13 protein-coding genes are annotated in these 18,643 nt (G+C 43.7%); 10 read left to right on the top strand and 3 right to left on the bottom strand.

Going from position 1 to position 18,643, the window contains the following annotated elements:
* Positions 1–12: 12 nt before the first annotated feature.
* The 8 genes from QZV86_RS08305 to QZV86_RS08270 all read left to right on the top strand — a co-directional run bounded on the left by QZV86_RS08305 (position 13) and on the right by QZV86_RS08270 (position 13,345).
* Positions 13–2,016 carry a TonB-dependent siderophore receptor gene (locus QZV86_RS08305; RefSeq protein ID WP_295626096.1) on the top strand — a complete coding sequence of 668 codons (2,004 nt, stop codon included), beginning with the start codon at positions 13–15 and terminating at the stop codon, positions 2,014–2,016.
* A 227-nt stretch (positions 2,017–2,243) separates the two neighbouring features.
* Positions 2,244–2,675 (top strand): YfiR family protein, encoded by a 432-nt coding sequence (locus tag QZV86_RS08300; RefSeq protein WP_295626093.1) that lies wholly within the window; start codon positions 2,244–2,246, stop codon positions 2,673–2,675.
* Complete coding sequence (locus QZV86_RS08295) at positions 2,675–5,428, top strand: response regulator (RefSeq protein ID WP_295626090.1); 2,754 nt, start codon at positions 2,675–2,677, stop codon at positions 5,426–5,428. The genes QZV86_RS08300 and QZV86_RS08295 overlap by 1 nt, the downstream gene beginning before the upstream one ends.
* Positions 5,425–7,545, top strand: coding sequence for an EAL domain-containing protein (locus QZV86_RS08290; RefSeq protein WP_295626087.1), 2,121 nt, complete (start codon positions 5,425–5,427; stop codon positions 7,543–7,545). Before QZV86_RS08295 ends, QZV86_RS08290 begins: the two co-directional genes overlap by 4 nt.
* The gene (locus tag QZV86_RS08285; RefSeq protein ID WP_295626084.1) at positions 7,532–9,487 is read left to right on the top strand and encodes a diguanylate cyclase; all 1,956 of its coding nucleotides are present in this window, start codon (positions 7,532–7,534) and stop codon (positions 9,485–9,487) included. The genes QZV86_RS08290 and QZV86_RS08285 overlap by 14 nt, the downstream gene beginning before the upstream one ends.
* Before the next feature lie 319 nt (positions 9,488–9,806).
* Positions 9,807–11,720 (top strand): TonB-dependent receptor, encoded by a 1,914-nt coding sequence (locus QZV86_RS08280; RefSeq protein WP_295626081.1) that lies wholly within the window; start codon positions 9,807–9,809, stop codon positions 11,718–11,720.
* On the top strand, positions 11,708–12,307 hold the full coding sequence (locus QZV86_RS08275) for a YfiR family protein (RefSeq protein WP_295626078.1): 600 nt from the start codon (positions 11,708–11,710) through the stop codon (positions 12,305–12,307). The genes QZV86_RS08280 and QZV86_RS08275 overlap by 13 nt, the downstream gene beginning before the upstream one ends.
* 168 nt (positions 12,308–12,475) lie before the next feature.
* Positions 12,476–13,345, top strand: a complete 870-nt coding sequence (locus tag QZV86_RS08270) for a hypothetical protein (protein ID WP_295626074.1) — start codon at positions 12,476–12,478, stop codon at positions 13,343–13,345.
* 74 nt (positions 13,346–13,419) lie between these two features.
* Here QZV86_RS08270 and QZV86_RS08265 read toward each other — a convergent pair whose 3' ends face one another.
* The 3 genes from QZV86_RS08265 to QZV86_RS08255 are packed head-to-tail and all read right to left on the bottom strand — an operon-like array spanning position 13,420 to position 15,391.
* Positions 13,420–14,199 (bottom strand): putative DNA-binding domain-containing protein, encoded by a 780-nt coding sequence (locus QZV86_RS08265; protein WP_295626071.1) that lies wholly within the window; start codon positions 14,197–14,199, stop codon positions 13,420–13,422.
* On the bottom strand, positions 14,177–15,034 hold the full coding sequence (locus tag QZV86_RS08260) for a DUF692 domain-containing protein (protein WP_295626068.1): 858 nt from the start codon (positions 15,032–15,034) through the stop codon (positions 14,177–14,179). Before QZV86_RS08260 ends, QZV86_RS08265 begins: the two co-directional genes overlap by 23 nt.
* Before the next feature lie 12 nt (positions 15,035–15,046).
* Positions 15,047–15,391 (bottom strand): hypothetical protein, encoded by a 345-nt coding sequence (locus QZV86_RS08255; RefSeq protein ID WP_295626065.1) that lies wholly within the window; start codon positions 15,389–15,391, stop codon positions 15,047–15,049.
* Positions 15,392–15,558: 167 nt separating this feature from the next.
* Between QZV86_RS08255 and QZV86_RS08250 the strand changes: the two genes are divergently transcribed.
* Both QZV86_RS08250 and murJ read left to right on the top strand, forming a co-directional pair.
* Positions 15,559–16,284 carry a hypothetical protein gene (locus tag QZV86_RS08250; RefSeq protein WP_295626063.1) on the top strand — a complete coding sequence of 242 codons (726 nt, stop codon included), beginning with the start codon at positions 15,559–15,561 and terminating at the stop codon, positions 16,282–16,284.
* A gap of 106 nt (positions 16,285–16,390) precedes the next feature.
* Positions 16,391–17,929, top strand: a complete 1,539-nt coding sequence (murJ, locus tag QZV86_RS08245) for a murein biosynthesis integral membrane protein MurJ (protein WP_295626060.1) — start codon at positions 16,391–16,393, stop codon at positions 17,927–17,929.
* Positions 17,930–18,643: the final 714 nt, after the last annotated feature.

The raw sequence follows: 18,643 nt of genomic DNA, 5'->3' as shown, positions 1-18,643 counted from the left end.
AAGCAGCCCATCGTGCTCATTTCACAAAAACCCCACTCGCTTATTCTGTGTTTTTCTGCCAGAGCAAGATTGCTATCCGTTTTACTTTTCACACAAACACCTCTGGTCTTTGCTACAGCAAACTTAGAGCAATTGAGTCTGGAACAATTGATGAATATCAGTGTCATCGGTGCATCAAAGTATGAGCAAAAACAACAGCAAGTCGCCGCCGCTGTCAGCGTCATTACCCGTAAGGACATTAGAATCTACGGCTGGCGCACATTGGGTGAAGCACTGGCCAGTCTTCCAGGGATTCATGCCACATATGACTACCAATACGAATATCTGGGAACTCGGGGCCTTGGTCTACCCGGAGATTTCAATACCCGCGTATTGGTTACGATCAATGGCAACCGCATCAATGATGCCACCTACGATCAGGGACCGACGGGGCGGGATTTTCCGCTCGATATTGATTTGATTGAGCGAATTGAATTTATCCCGGGACCGGGCAGCGCTGTTTACGGCCAGAATGCCATGCTTGGCGTCATTAATATTATCACCCGCAAAGGCGCTGACATCAAAGGGGCAGAAATCTCAGCTTCCTATCAAACAGCTGAAATCATGCCGCAGGAGCGCGTCACTTTAGGCAAGCAATTCGACAATGGCACGGATGCGTTAATCTCATTCTCCGGTTTGCAATCTCGAGGAGCAGATCGTTTCTTTGATTTTGGGGATTCTGGCATTTCCGGAGTAGCACACCAGCTGAATGGAGAGAACGTCAAGCAAATGTTTGCACGGGCCTCACATGGTCCATTCTCATTTGATTTTATTTATGGCAACCGGCGCAAAGATGATCCTACGGGTATTTCTTTTTCAGATCCACTGGTAGCCGGTCAATTTCAGCGCGATCGCCGTCTTAACACGCAAGTTCAGTACAACAACAATTTTGCCAATGACACTTTAAATGTACTCGGTCGATTATTTCTCGGTCAATATCGTTATGATAATCCCTTGATGTATAGTGGCGAGAGAACCTTATCGACGGGTCCCAGTGATTGGCACGGCGCTGAGCTGCGTCTACTTTCAACTGCTATCACTAATCATAAGTTAATGTTCGGCATCGAATATCAGAATAACACCCAGATTAAACAAGCTTTCCAGAATTTTGACAACGCCGAAGAAAATGTTGCGATCAAGAGTTCAGTTGTGCGTGTCGGTGTATATGCTCAAGATGAATGGAACATTACCGAGACTCTATCAGTTACTGCAGGGTTACGTTACGATCACAACGATTGGATTGGCAGCCGATTAAGCCCGCGCGGTGCAATAATTTGGCAAGCAACTCCCAAAACCACTTTTAAGGCTCTGTATGGCCGTGCTCATCGTTCACCCAATTCTTTTGAGCGCGATTATGACGATGGGGTATCTCAAGTGGCAAACCCGGGATTACGCAGCGAATCTATTGATACTGCTGAACTCGTCGCAGATTATCGACCACAACCCGATATGAATCTACGTGCCAGCGTATATGCCTGGGATATGTACAACCTAATCACATTAGGCATAGATCCTTTCAGCGGGCTGACACAATATCAATCGACATCGAAAAAGGTATTAGCCAGAGGCGCTGAATTATCGTTCGATAAAACCTGGCATTGGGGCGCACGCTTTCGCGGTAGTTATGGTATCCAGAACGCAGAACAACAGGATTCGCATCTGCCTAACTCCCCTTATCATCTGGGGAAAATCAATATCTCGCTCCCGATACCGTTGATTACCGGTCTACGAGCAGGTTATGAATTGCAATATTACGGCAAACGCAAGACGCTTGACGGCTCTAATACTGACAACTATGTGCTCTCCAATCTCAATCTAGTGGCCGATGTCCCTCGGGTAAAAAGATTGGAAGCATCGCTCAGTTTTTACAACCTGTTTAATGAAAACTATCTGCATCCGGCCGCCGATACCAACTGGCAAAATACTTTCTTACAGCCAGGCCGCACTGTGCGCCTCAGATTGGATTATCGATTCTAGGATAATTCAATATGGCATTATTTTGTATACAACTGAGACTAATTTTCATTCAATGCCCGGACAGAAAGATTTGGATATTCCTAGCACGGGAATATGTAACTCTATGCAGTAACTACCCGACAGAAAAGCAACCAAGCTCAATCTATCTTTCACTAATGTCGCTATCCTGCTTCTTAATATTAGGTTTTTCACCACTGACTTACGCAGAACAACCAACGGAGTACCGGATGAAAGTAGCTTTTTTATACAATTTTGCTGCCTATACTGAATGGCCTGACCGGCATATTCAAAACTTGAATTTATGTATTTATGATGAAAATCCGTTCGGAGAACATTTACAACACATACAACAAAAGAAAATTAACAATGACGAAATAGTAATCAAGCATGTAAAAAATATCGATGACCTCACCAATTGTCAAATGATTTTCATCACCCGATCAGCCATTGGCAATCTCGATAACATCATTAATCTATTGAATGGAAAACCAATCCTTACCATTGCCGATACCCCAGGTGCCGCCTCGAAAGGTATTGTACTTAACATGGCAATAAAAGAGAGAAAAGTTACATTTGAGGTTAATATCGCCAAAGCGAAGAAAAGTGGTTTAAAACTCAGCTCTCAATTACTACGTTTTGCCAGTGAGATATATCAATAATGAAGAACTCATCACCGACAGTCATCACGTTACGCTCAAGATTGCAACAAATCAGCCTGTCCACACAGGGCACCGCCATGCTACTGCTCGCAACCCTTGTTATTTGTAGCAGCTTCTTCATCAGTTTTTATTCATTATCACAAACCAGCCAGTCAACAGCTAAGTTATTGGCTGAGAATGCAGTGGCCACTTTAATGTTTCAGGATAAAAACACCGCGCAGACGCTATTACATTCTCTAAAAAATACCAATGAAATTCAAGCCGCAGCTATTTACAACGAGGCAAAAATACAATTTGTAGAATACTCTGTCACCAGTAAATCGCTTCCCCTAACTTTATCGTCATTAGACGAAAATTTTAAGACAAGTCTTCATTCCTTAATAATTACCCAGCCTATCCGCTTCAATGACCAGCTTTTGGGAAGTCTGTACCTGGAAATTTCTTTGGCACCACTTTACTGGCAAATTCTTTGGCACATTGTTATTACCATCACAGCAGCTTCACTTGCCTTACTGATCGCCAACCTGATGCTACGCCGACTGAACCGATCCGTACTGGACCCGCTCAACGAGCTCTCAACCACCATGGATCATGTTACTAATGAGGCAGATTACTCAACTCGAACCGAACCCAGTGCTATCGTTGAATTGAATACACTATCCAAAGGATTCAATAATATGCTGGAAATGATTCAAGAGCGTGATGCAAAGCTTGCAAATCACCTGGATCATCTTGAAGAAGAAGTCACAAAAAGAACAGCGGAATTAGTGCTTGCGAAAGAATCGGCGGAAGCTGCCAGCAAAGCTAAAAGCGAATTTATAGCGACCATGAGTCACGAAATCCGTACTCCGATGAATGGAATTCTAGGAATGACTGAATTACTTATAGGCAGCCAACTGAATCAGGAGCAGCAGCGATTTGCTGAAACAGTCCAAAGCTCAGGGCAGCATCTGTTAGGGATTATCAATGACATCCTTGATTTCTCTAAAATTGAATCAGATCATATGGAACTGGAGATCATTGATTTTGACTTGGTACAGCTGATTGAAGATACGCTGACAATGTTTGCTCATCCTGCTGACAAGAAAGGGCTGGAGTTAGCGGCACAATTTTTACCTCCCAACATAGCTTTTATGGTGCGGGGAGATTCGTTCCGACTACGACAAATCATTGCAAATCTGATTAATAATGCCATTAAATTCACCTCATGTGGAGAGGTTGTGATTCGCACTCAATTGAGTGAAACAACCGAATCCTTAGTTGACATCAAAATTTGTGTTGAAGATACCGGCATTGGAATTCCTCCGGAACATCATGAGAAGATTTTTCATCATTTCTCCCAGGCAGATGGTTCGACTACAAGGCAATACGGAGGGACCGGGCTAGGACTGACGATCTGCAAAAGATTACTGGAATTGATGAAAGGAAACATTCATGTCGAAAGTAAGCTTGATCAAGGTTCCAAGTTCTGGATTAATCTTCAGTTGGAGAAATCCGCACTGAAGCATGCACACCAACCTAATATAGCTAATTTAGCCGGCATCAAAGTACTGGTTGTGGATGACAATCAGACAAACCGGGAGATTCTTAAACTCCAACTGCAAAACTGGCAAATTCAAGCGGTGTGTACCGATGGTCCGGAACATGCTCTCGCTGCCATGAAGGATGCTCATGATCACAACGAACCATACCATCTGGCCATTCTAGACATGCATATGCCGAAAATGAATGGATTACAGTTGGCAGAAAAAATTCATGCCGATCCTGAATGGAGCAAAACCCGCATGATGATGTTAACTTCGACCCATAGTGATATCACGCAACTGGCAAGGGAAAATATCGGAATTCTTCGCTACGTCAATAAACCAATCCGCCAGAAAGAATTAATTGATATTATCATGGACGTTATGGGACGCAATCTCGACAAGCCAATTGCATCCGCACAAAGTCCATCTCCTACTCTCCCCTTCCTCTTGGAGGGATCAGTTTTACTGGCTGAAGATAATCTGGTCAATCAAGAAGTAGCAAAGGCGATGTTAAGTCGACTGGGCCTGGATACTGTAATCGCACATGATGGCAAGCAAGCTGTCGACCTGATCCGCAACAATCACTACGATATTATTTTAATGGATTGTCAAATGCCGGTGATGGATGGTTTTGAAGCCACTGCTCGAATTCGGCAACAGTTTAACAAAATCCCAATCATTGCCCTGACAGCCAATGCTACTGAAAACGATCGGATCCAGTGTTTAAAAATGGGAATGGATGACTTCCTTTCTAAACCTTATTCGCTTGATCAACTACAACAGAAAATCCTTCAATGGTTACCCACAAAAAAAGGCAATCCTATGAATACTGAAAATTCAGAACCCGTTGCAATAGAATCGGAAAATAACACTGCCTCAGCACTCAATCCGATTAGGCTTGAGGAGATTCGAGAACTTGACCCTACGGGAGGAAGCAACCTGCTGCAAAAAATTCTACAAACCTTTCTCGAGTCTGCTGATAACGGTCTACGGCAACTTGAACAGGCAATTTTGAATAATGACGCTGAAGGTCTGCGTCAATCAGCACATGCTTTGAAATCCAGCTCTGGAAATATAGGTGCTGAAAACCTATCCGCCATCTTCAAGCAATTGGAAATTGATGGACATGCGGGCGAATTGACACGTGCAAAAGCACTACAAGAAAATATGCGTTTACATTATCAATGTGTTACCACTGAGATAAAAAAGATACTTACATCATCGTGATAGCAAAGCCTTTTAAAATCTTACTGGCCGATGATGATGCAACGGTCAGACTCCTGATGCAAGCCGCACTAGAGAAAACCGGCTTCGAGGTTACGCTGGCTTGCAATGGAACAGAGGCCATTCGTTTGTTTGAAACAACACCCACCGATATGATTATGCTCGATGTTGAAATGCCCGACATGGATGGCTATACGGTCTGTTCATACGTGCGAGAAAAAGTTGGCAATGAACTTCCTATTATCATGGTTACAGGAATGGATGATGTGCAATCGATTACCCGCGCCTTTGAGGTTGGTGCGACAGATTTTATCCCCAAACCGATCAACTGGAATCTACTTAGCTATCGCGTATTGTATTTAAAGCGCGCTTACTTGAATCTGCTCGCACTCAAGGCTGCTAATGCGCGCAGTGTAGCAATTTTCAGTGCCATTCCCGATACAATGTTCATTATCAATGACCAAGGAAAAATTTTGGATATCTGCAGTGATGCAGATACTACGCCCTGGTTGATTCGAAATTCGGCAAATCCATTGCATCAAAGCTTGCCTCAAGATATCGCCAATTTATATTTAGATGCCGCAGAACAAGCTCGTTACAACGGCACGGTTGAGCTTTTCGATTACCCGCTCAAGCTGGATAACGATGAAACTAGATACTATGAAAATCGTATTGTTGTAATTGATTCTGAAGAAACACTTTGCCTCGTCCGCGATATTAGTGATCGCAAGGATTCTGAAAGTAAAATTTTTCACCTTGCCTATTACGACACTCTAACTGGACTGCCGAATCGTCAATCTTTTATGGAGCGTTTAAAGGGTGAAATTAAACGCGCCCGCTATACTGATAACAAATTAGCAATCCTTTTTCTGGACCTGGATGGATTCAAAAGTATCAACGACACTATGGGACATAATGCCGGGGACACCATTCTTAAGTGCGCAGCAGACCGCTTACAAAATAGCACACGTCTTTCTGATTTTGTGTCACGCACTGACAAAAATCATTCAGAAGTTAAATTAGCACGTCTCGGAGGCGATGAATTTACCGTTATTATTCCTAATTTATTACGCACGGAAGATGCGCTAATTTTAGCGCATCGAATTCGTGAAACTATGCGCCATCCTTTTCACCTCGAAAGCCGTGATGTCGTACTCACTACAAGTATCGGCATTGCTCTCTACCCGAGTGATGGTAATGATGCCGAAACCCTGCTGAAACATGCAGACACAGCAATGTACCATGCCAAAAATGAAGGCAGGGATAATTGCCAATTCTACAACGCTGAGCTAACACTTCAGGCAGAAAAGCGCATGCACTTGGAAAACGATCTACGTAATGCATTGCAGCTCAATGAATTTTATCTTGTTTACCAGCCACAGTTCGATATTGCAGAAGGCAACTTCCAATCAGTAGAAACACTGATACGTTGGCAGCATCCAAAACAAGGACTTGTTTCTCCAATCGATTTCATCCCTTTAGCAGAAGAAAATGGCTTAATCCTTCCAATCGGAGAGTGGGTATTGCGTACAGCATGTACTGAGGCTGCTCAATGGCATAAGAATGGAAAATGTTTGCAAGTCGCTGTCAATCTCTCTCCTCTGCAGATCAAGGATCCTGAACTGGTGAATAAAGTACTCGGCATTCTAACCGAAACAGGCTTTCCTCCCAACAAACTGATCCTGGAGATCACAGAAGGCGCTTTGATGGAGCATGATGAAAATACGTTGACTACGCTGCACGAGCTACGAAAGCATCAGATTCAGATTGCCCTGGATGATTTCGGCACAGGCTATTCTTCTATGAATTATTTGAGGCGCTTACCCATAAATTATATAAAGGTAGACCAAAGCTTCGTTCGTGATATGTTAGAAAATAAAAACAATCTTGCAATCGTCCTGGCGATGATTTCATTATCAACGAATCTCGGTTTTTCTGTGACTGCCGAAGGTATAGAGACTTTAGAGCAAGCTCAGGCCCTTAAATATTTCGGTTGCGATACTTTGCAAGGCTACTACTTTAGCAAACCAATCACCGCAGAAAAAATTTGTTCTATCATCAACCAGAAGTGGTCAATTCAGGCATCCAATCCCAGCGCAATCGATCATGAAAATAGCTGACCTTAACCAACTAAAAATTAGCACATTATTGCCCAGCCCTAAAGGCGTGGCGCTGGCACTGCTGGAAGCTTGCCGTCAAGAAGATGTATCCATCAACGAAATCACCAAGCTCATTCAAACTGATCCTGCACTCGCAGGTCGCTTGATTCAGCGCGCCAATGCAACTAAACAAACCACACGCGCGATCTCATCCATAGCAGAAGCCATTTCTCGTATCGGGCTAAACACCGTCAAGCAATTGGCCATGAGTTTCTCGCTCATCGATCAATATTCGAAAGGCCCAAACAAAGGATTTAATTACCAGGAATTCTGGTCTCATTCACTATTGATGGCAATTGCAATGCAAGAATTGAGCAAGTCAACTCAAGTTTCTTCATCTGAGGATCTATTTTCCTGCGGCTTGATGATGCGCATCGGTTGCCTGGCACTCGCTTCAATCTATCCCGAGCAGTATTCCGAGCTCATACAAAAACAATCATCAGACACCTCCTTGAGCCAATTGGAGCAACAGTACTTAAAGACTGATCATAATGAATTGACTGCTGCGATGTTAATTAATTTTGGCTTCCCAAAGATTTTTGTGGAACCAATTTACTATCATGAAGCACCTGACGAATCTGGATTTTCTGAAGGCTCTCGGCCTTACCAAATTCTGCATCAGCTTTACTTGGCGAAACAGATTGCTGACTTTGCATTAACCAAAGAATCCGAGCGTAATCAGCGCATTTCAGGATTGTTATTACTGGGTGGAAAAATCGGTCTGGATACCGAAACATTTGGCAATTTTATCGACCAAATCATAAGGGAATGGCATACATGGGGAAAAATACTTAAGATAACAGCCCAGGAACAACTTCCATCCTTTCATAAAATGATGAGCGCAACTGCGCCACGGCCGGAAGATACAACCAACGCCGCTTCACTACGAATACTCCTGGTTGAAGATAACCCAACCAATCTTATTCTTTCCAAGGAATTGCTCTCCAATGTTCTGGGGCACACTGTGTATACCGCCAATGACGGTCAACAAGCATTAGCACTTGCTATGGATGTATTGCCGCACATAGTCATCACCGATTGGATGATGCCCATCATGAATGGTCTTGAATTAACCAAATCATTACGAGCAACTGAATGGGGGCAAAACTTATACGTCATTATGCTCACCAGTATCGAAGATGAAGAAGAAGTGATTAAAGCATTTAATGCGGGCGTCGACGATTATGTGACCAAACCCATAAATATTAGAACTTTTCGGGCCAGATTGCGAGCAGCCTGGCACTACCGACAATTACAGGAAGCGTGGGAACAGGACCGCGAGCAACTCAAGCGCTTTGCCGCTGAATTAGCGGTTACCAATCGTAAATTAGAATACTATGCCCTGACCGATATGCTGACAGAATTACCCAACCGGCGCTCTGGTATGGAAACACTGTCTGAGACATGGAGTGTCGCCAACCGAACCGGACAACTGATGGCAGTCATGCTCATCGATATTGATGATTTTAAAAAAATCAATGACAACCATGGTCACTCAATAGGCGACAAAGTACTTAAAGAAGTATCCGCGATTATTCGAAAAACCGCACGCAAAGGCGATACCTTTTGCCGCATGGGAGGAGAAGAATTTCTGGTTGTATGTCAGCTAGGAAATACTGATGTAAAATCATCTATCCTCTTTGCAGAAAGACTTCGTCATCAAATAAGCCAGCAACAAATCAACATCAGCGAAGCTCATATTCAAATCACCATAAGTATTGGCATTGCTTTCAAGGAAGCCGGTATAAAAAACGAAGATCATCTCGTTAATGCGGCCAATAAAGCACTATATGCGGCCAAAAATACAGGACGAAATAGAGTCTATCTATCCCTAAAAGATAAACTTCTGGCCGCGCCTGCATCTATCGAGAAAATTGATCCATCTGCAGATAAAACCAAGTAGAATCATTCCTTGAAAGAAAAGAAAACCCGCATTAACTGCGATCAAGGTTTCAAAGTGGTTATCGGCAAAGTAATATAGTAGACTCTGCCGCAGAAAGATCCATATGCCTTGTTCACAAAAAACCACGATAGTCGATCGAACTAAAAGAAACTAATCGCTTGTGATCTTAATCCCTGAGTTAACGGTACAGCGCAACCTGAAGTTATCAGGCTTTATATTATTTTGCTGTTTTGCAAATTTTGTGATCGCAAGTAATCCATCGATATCCGCAAAAAAAACTGCAGCAGATCAGTTCTTAGATCTAAGTATTGAAGAACTGATGAAAATCGAAGTCACCTCTGCATCGAGACGCTCACAGAAACTTTCTGAGGTTCCTTCTGCTATTTTCGTGATCACCCAAGACGATATACGCAGATCCGGCGCAACCAGTATTCCAGAAGCTTTACGTATGGCTCCCGGTGTTGATGTTGCGCGTATTGGCACCGATAAATGGGCTATCAGCATTCGCGGATTTAACGGACGCTTTGCCGACAAACTACAAGTCTTGATGGACGGTCGCAGCGTCTACAATCCGTTGTTCGCCGGTGTGCAATGGGAACAGCAAGACACCTTGATAGAAGATATTGAGCGTATCGAAGTCATCCGCGGACCCAACGCAGCGGTCTGGGGAGCCAATGCAGTCAATGGCGTGATCAATATCATCACCAAAAGGGCGGCTAATACCCAAGGAATATTACTTTCCGCAGGTGGTGGCAGTTTTGAACATGGTTTTTTCGGCGCGCGCTACGGTGGAAGGATTAATGACGATACCCATTATCGTTTTTATGCCAAAGGATTCACGCGCGACAATATGAATACCCTTTCGGGAGGCAGTGCCAATGACGCTTGGCATCAAGGCAGAGGCGGTTTTCGACTGGATCATTCGCGGGGAATCGATCAATTCACCGTACAAGGTGATATCTTTTATAACGCCTTCGGTGATCGGCTGAATAAAGCCAACTTGAGTGCCCCCATCATTCAGGCTGAAACTGCTCGGGGTCACAACGAAGGAGGAAATATCCGTTTGCGTTGGGATCGCACCATTTCTGACCGATCCTCGATCATGCTGCAAACCTATTATGATCGCGTCGATTACCGATTACTAACCAGCTCGGCATTTAGGGCGGAAAGCTTTGACATTGATTTTCAGCATCGCTTTCCTTTATTTGACAAGCATGACCTGACTTGGGGAGCGAATTATCGTCTTTATCATAATAAAGTACTGAGTACCGAACTCATATCATTCAATCCGCGGCTGCAAACCAATCATCTGGCGAGCGCATTTATTCGCGATGAAATCACGCTGATTCCCGCACATTTAAGGCTAACCTTAGGCTCGCGCTTCGATCACAATGATTTTACCGGAATGGAGATTCAACCGAATGCGCGCTTGATGTTCACACCGGATGAAAGAAACTCCCTCTGGCTGGCTGTTTCACGCGCAGTACGCACCCCTTCCCGCGCGGAAAACGATATTCATTTTAACGCCAACACAATAGCCGATGTCCCTGGATTTTCAGCATTGTTACCCTTTCCAGTCTTGACGCAATTAATGGGTACACCCAATTTTAATTCTGAGAAATTACTAGCTTATGAACTAGGATTTCGTCATCAGTTCTCGCCTCAAGCTTCACTGGATGTTGCCACTTTCTATAATGATTATAGCCAATTACGCGATCTATCGGCTGGCGCTCTTTCTTTTCATGCCGGCTTCCCACCCCATCTGATGTTGCCAGTTCTATTAACCAATAGGGCATCCGGATATACCTATGGCGTTGAAACATCGGCAGATTGGCGCGCTAGCGAAAAGTGGCGTTTGCAGGGAAATTACAGCTTTATCGACATGCATATTCACTCCGATTCGATATTAAGGCAATTTGATCCAACTACAGGCAGTGCCAACACGGTCAGTCCGCAACATCAAATTTCAGCACGCTCGCATTACGATTTCTCGGATCACTTGCAACTAAATCTCTGGTTGCGCTATGTCAGTCGCATCGACTTTTATCGTATCCCTGGTTATGTGACTATGGATGCTCGATTGGGTTATAAGCCCAAAAGAAATATTGAGTTATTCATCGTAGGGCAAAATCTTTTTAGCCAAAATCATCGCGAGTTTGTATCCGATTTTATTCCTTCGTTTCCCACATACATACCACGCGGTATTTATGCAGGAGCAGAATGGCGCTTCTAGCCCAAAACGTCGATATGCAATTTTATAACCAACTCATCAAGCTTCTAGGCACATCCATCAGTCGATGTGTCTGCTACACAATTTTAGCTTTATGGTTAGGTTATGGCCCGCCTATTTCTCACTCACTCGCCAGAGCCGACAGCATCCTGGAATATCAAGTCAAAGCAGCTTTTATTTATAACTTTATTGCATTCACGCATTGGCCCAGTAGCACGAAGAATATTATTCATCTCTGCATTTATGGCGAAGATTATTTTGGCGATGAAATCGATAAGCTACAAAATAGACCGGCTGATAAACGGCGTATCAACGTCGCTCGCATCAATGATCCTGATCAATTCAAACAATGTCAGGTCATTTTCTTCTCTAAATCTGTCGGTCACAACTTAGCAAGCATTTTGGATAGCCTTCCCAACAAACCGATACTGACACTAGCAGATACTCCAAATGCCACATCCAAAGGTGTTGCAATTAACATGAATCTGATGAGCGAGAAAATTGTGTTCGAAATTAATTTAGCGATCGCACGGAAATCCGGATTGGATTTCAGTTCCAAGCTACTCCAGCTAGCCGCTAAAGTGTATTAATCAAGATAATTTATTGGCAAGAATTACCCCTTTTTTTATAGTTATATCTCGCCTTCGATTAAGAAACATTACATATAAAATCGCTTTTCATCATTTCTTGAATTTCAATCAATTTACCCACTCATCCGAATAGTTATCTTATTGTCAAATCAACCGGAGATTATTATCATGAAACCGATTATTTTATTTACTTGCACCTTGGCTTTACTCGGAAATATTTGTTCCGTTTTTGCTACAACTGCCAGTGACACCGAGAAACTGCTTAACTGGGCTGAAAATACGTATCGAGAAATCTTCCCCAGTCACCAAGCAACACAAAACATTGAGCCCTGGTTATTTCGGTATTATCCAGAATCTAGTGTCTATGCGGGTGTTAACAAAAATGACAACAACGTTTATGTGATGGGAGGTCCTTGGGGGAATAGTCCTACATTGATCAACACATTATCCAGTCTGATCACTCAAATTAACAATTCAGGCGGAAATAGTAGCATCGCCGCCTGCGACATCACCAATGCACCGGCTGGCGTCAGTTATAGTCAAAGTGACAATGTTGTCACAATGACCACTAATGGTGCGTGTGTTCAAGCTCCGGATCTGACGAATACCAATCTTTGCAAAGTGCCGCAACAAACAACTGCCAGCGGCATTTCTTTGTTGGGCAGCAACACCATTACTTCATCAAGTATTGAGGGTTTGTCAACCAGCATTCCCGGATTACCTAACCCATTCCAAGCTATTGTCGATGCCGCAGCGAACGTGAAGCATTGCACTATCAATGCACCTGCCGAAACAGCTAATTTGGTCGTAAATTCTGATCTTTGTCTCGACATTACAACTGCTCTCACGGATACATTGGCTGGCTTGCCTGTCGATGGCATTGTGCTAACTCCTCCGGTTAAATATATTACCAAGGGAACTTATAGAACAGAGGGTGTAACGGATTGTTTTGCAACCGATGCCATGTCGATTAATGATGCTTACACTGGAGATGTCTGGATCAAGCAGAACGGCAATTTTATCAAAGTAAACAATTAAAAGTAGCTCCCCCAGGATAACTTCTCAGCTACTGGGAAGTTATCCCATCACTCATATTGCACACCTTGCGTGTATTAGACGTGAATCCCTAAAATCACCTGACGTTTCCGCAAATCATTCAATATGTCCATTCCGCCACGGATTACGATATCGGGTTGCGCATGATTCAGCTCAACGGCTATTTGTTGCAATAATGTCCGTGTAGATTTGTGATCATTGCAACTAATCAACTGCAAAAGACGTGCAGTCACTGCATTAATCTCAATAAAATGCACGTCAAAATCGGCATCTCGATAAACGATTAAATGTGTTTGCGTCGCTCCGGGTGCTCCTGACTGAGAATCCGGACTGATTTTGTGCACCGGGAAACGATAGCTCAATGACCAGGCTAACGGGGAAATCATCGGGATCCCATCAAGTAAGTCACCTTCTGGATTTATTTTTGCCACTTCCACTTTCTCATCCGATATAGAAAGCGCTAGTTCAACCCACTCATAATGAGCCAGTTCTAGAATAAATGGCGGATCATCTGGTTGCACTGCGCGCTCATGCTCCAGATATTTTAGAAACTCACGCGGCATTTCCGGAAATAATGGCGTACGTGACAAGTGTCTAGCAAAATAATCCCGAATCATTGCATGCCAGAGTTTATCCAACATGATTTGGCGTAATACCGGAAAGCTGTTGGCGATAAAGCCTTCTACGTTGTTATAGAACAGCTCGCGGTATATTTTCAGGCGCCGCTCTTCGAGTGCTTCAGGACACGGATTATTTTCCGGATCGCGAATATACGCCGCAAAAACGTATTGCTGCTGTACAAATTCGGGACGATCAGCCGTGTTGTAGGTAATCACTGGGTTGCGTCAACCATTTTGACTGTAACGCATGAATAATATCCACTTCTTGCAGCAATTCTGCCAGTGGCGGCAGATTGAAATCACGCTCCAGCAAGGTCGGAATGACGCCAAAATGCTGATAGGCTTTCTCGAGTAACCGCCAAACGGGATCTATGACATCCGCGCCATGAGTATCAACAATGAGGTCTTCCGCTTCCTGATAATGCCCGGCAACATGAATGTAACGAATGCGTTCGGCCGGTAATCCGCGCAGAAACGCTTCGGCATCGTAGCAATGATTGATACTATTGACATAAATATTATTGACATCAAGCAGTAGATCGCAATCCGCTTCCTGCAACACAGCATTCAGAAAATCGATTTCTTCCATCTGCTTACCGGGAGTTGCGTAATAGGAAACATTCTCCACCGCGATACGCCGCTCCAAAATGTCTTGCACATAACGGATACGGCTTGCTACATAATGCACTGCTTCCTCGCAAAAAGGTATCGGCATTAAATCATACAGATGCCCATCGTCACTGCAATAGCTGAGATGTTCGCTGTAATAGCAGATGCGGTGCTCTTTGAAGAATCTTTTCAAACGGTGCAGAAAAGCTTCATCCAATGGCGACGGCCCACCGATTGAAAGTGATAGTCCATGACAAATAAAAGGAAATTTCTCGGTCAGTTCACGCAACCTCTTTCCGTAGCGCCCGCCGACACCTATCCAGTTTTCTGGCGCAACTTCCCAGAAATTCACTTGCTGCGGAATTTGATCTGCCAACGAATCTATCATAGATCGCCGCAGACCAAGACCCACGCCATGAACAGGATAATGATTGCTGCTCATGGATTGAATAGATTATTTTTTAGAACCGCACTTACCTTCACCGCATTTACCTTCTTGCTCAGTTTTCTTACCGCCGCATTTGCCTTCCATATTTTGCTTCATTTCTTTCTTGCTGCCGCATTTACCTTCGCCACACTTGCCTTCCATATCCTTTTTCATTTCACTCTTGCTGTCAGCCTGCCCTTCTTGCTCGGCTTTTTTTGCACTGTCTCCATACGCCAGCATATAACCACTAGAAAGCTCACTCATTGCAAACGGATTAGTCTGCGTCTCAGCAGTCAAGTTGGTTGCTGCTAAACTGGTGACTAATGCTGTGCCTAAAGCAATCGAAATAGGTTTAATGATTTTTTTCGACATTATTTTCTCTCCATAAAAAAGATGAATAAGATTGGATCATAATAATAACCCCAAATTGTTAAACAATTGTTGATTTCTTTGTTGCTTTTTTTGCTTGCGGCTCTCTGTTAAACTCAGCGCTGCAAAAAATACTATAAGAATATGCTTGATAATCTAAGGAGATTTGAATGTTTAACAAACCCAACCAGCTGATTTTTTACATCAATATATCGATCATTGTCTTTGGTGCATTGGTTGCCCTGCTTACCCCATTTTTCGTTGTTGGATTAATTTTTACGATTTGTGCAGCACTGCTGATTCTTGATCAATTCAGGCAAAACAAATCTGCTTTCACCATTTCAGATTTAAAAAAATTATTAACCGTTCATGATAATGGCGGCAATAAAGCAACATTGACACAAACGCAGATGACAACCGCATGCCATGTCGATAATTCAGAATATTGGTTTAAAAATATCCGCGCGATTGGCAGTATCAGCAATTTCAAAATCAACCATGGACAACCAGATGATCAACAAAAAGAAAATGGAAACTATCACGTTTGCATGCGAATTCCGCCCGAATTAAAATTAATCGATGGCTCCGATCTGACATTAACCTGCGAATATCAAGATGCTTTTACACAAAGCCAAGGCACGCTTTCTCACGTGATCGATGATGACACACAACATCTGCATATGACAGTACAACTGCCTGAGGGCCGCGCCATTTCTACTGCTCGTTTTTACTGCAAGTATGATGGTAAAGAACAAGCTTTATTGCCGCCGAGTGTAACTGGGCAAACAACTATTTCAGCTGAAGTTAAAAAACCAAAATTGGGTGCGGAATACTGCCTGCAATGGAATTGGTCCGAGCCAGGCTTGTTAGGAAAATTAGGCAGTCTTTTTAAATAATTACTCTCTCGTTAGTAAACACACTGACTAATAGAGTCTAGATAATATAAATTTAATAATAGCGCTGCTTAATCTTCTGCCCGCCGCTAGAAAAAGATAAATACCATTGAATTTACTTAAGGCGCTCGCTGCAATCAGCAGCATGACTTTCGTATCACGCATTCTCGGTTTTGTGCGCGATATCATGATTGCTCGGATTTTTGGGGCTGGAATGGCAACTGATGCTTTTTTTGTCGCCTTCCGGATTCCCAATCTGCTGAGACGATTATTTGCCGAAGGCGCATTTTCCCAGGCATTCGTTCCGATCCTCGCAGAATACAAGAACACTCGAACATCCGAAGAAACGCGCGAGTTGATTGATCATATCACCATGCTTTTGGGCATCACGCTGTTTGTTGTCACGCTGGTGGGGATCGTGGCAGCCCCATTCATCATCTATGCCAGCGCACCAGGGTTCTCCGCTGACCCGGAAAAATTTAATCTGACTGTTGAATTACTGCAGATTACATTCCCTTATATTTTATTCATTTCCTTGGTCGCGTTAGCAGGTGGCATACTCAATACCTATGGCAGGTTTAATGTACCTGCGATCACACCTGCATTATTAAATTTGTCATTTATCGGATGCGCATTGTGGCTCACACCGCTTATCGATCCACCCGTTCTTGCACTAGCTTGGGCAGTTTTTATCGGTGGCGTACTACAACTTGTATTCCAGGTACCATTCCTACTACGCCTCAAATTATTGCCACGGATTCGTTTCGGCAATCAAGATACGGGCGCCTGGCGAGTAATTAAACTGATGGGCCCAGCGGTTTTCGGTGTATCGGTCAGCCAAATCAGTCTGCTGATCAATACCATATTCGCTTCTTTACTGGTTACGGGCAGTGTATCCTGGCTCTACTATGCCGATCGCTTAATGGAATTCCCTGCTGGCCTGCTAGGCGTCGCATTAGGTACCATACTACTACCGTCCTTGGCGCGGCATTACAATGATAACAGCACTGAAGAATATTCCCGTCTGCTGGATTGGGGCCTAAGAATGACGATATTGCTAACTTTACCCGCAGCGCTGGCACTGGCACTATTGGCAACACCTTTAATTACAACACTTTTCTACCATGGTGCTTTTACTGAGCACGATGTATGGATGACGCGTGAAGCATTGATTGCATACAGCATTGGATTACTCGGATTAATTCTGGTCAAAGTTCTCGCACCGGGATTCTATGCGCGCCAAAACATCAAAACCCCTGTAAAAATCGCCGTGATCACGCTAATCGCCACACAACTCATGAATCTGGCCTTCATCATTCCATTCAAACACGCCGGTCTCGCATTAGCGATTGGACTAGGTGCCTGCTTGAATGCGGGGCTGTTGTACTACAAATTATGCAGCCACAAAATCTATCAGCCGCAACCCGGATGGCTTAATTTCTTTGTCAAAATACTGATCGCTTTGGCAAGTATGGGAGTTGTTTTATGGTTCACGGCAGGTAGTGACGCTTCTTGGTTGACCGATTCCACCATGACTCGCGTCGGCCGATTAAGCTGGATAATAATCATGGGCGCTTCGAGCTATTTTACCGCTTTGTGGTTGTTGGGATTCCGCATAAAAGACTTTACCAAGCAGCAAGTCATATAACTCATACCTCTGCAAGCACCGCATCATTTGCTTGAAACCAGAATCCTTCTTATCTGTCACTATACCGATAGAGCGCTTGAAATTGATGCCTTATTCGTTTATCGTCTGAGTTCATTATGAATCAATAGCGTGATTAGATGTTTATTAGTTAGCAGGGGTTAAGTGAGATGTTTAATTTAGGTTCCATGCTCAACCTGGGCTCTACCGAACCGATCGTAGGTAAAGCGCATATCATAGTGGAGCATTCAGCCACCGCACTTTTCTAGTATCTCGCAGACGAACTATTTGAGAATTACCCCAATGGTCTCCTGAAGTTAAAGAGCTTGAGAAAATCACTCCCGGCCCGGTACAGTTAGGAACCGAAGGACGACAAGTACGTATTGATCAAGGACGCCGCTCAGAATCAGAATTCAAGATATCTGCTTACGAACCCGATCTACGCCTAACACTTCCGGAATATCTGCTGGAGACGAGTCCTAATTATTTCGGTTTTTTCTGGGATCTGATGATTGACAATTACCAGGTGTCCTCCTTTGAAAGTTTGGAAAAGGCAGTTTTCACAGACTCTCCGCAGGCTTACGGAGGTGGTAATATTTTCAAGACTCACGAAGAACAAATCGAATTGCTGCGTCGCGTCGCTTCACTCGCGGCATGCATAGTACTAGGGAAACACTGATTAATTCACCGCACACCAAGGGCTAATCGAGCGGTTTT

The sequence above is a fragment of the uncultured Nitrosomonas sp. genome (assembly GCF_902826915.1).
In the GTDB taxonomy this organism is placed as follows: domain Bacteria; phylum Pseudomonadota; class Gammaproteobacteria; order Burkholderiales; family Nitrosomonadaceae; genus Nitrosomonas.
This window is presented reverse-complemented; position numbering and strand designations above follow the sequence as displayed.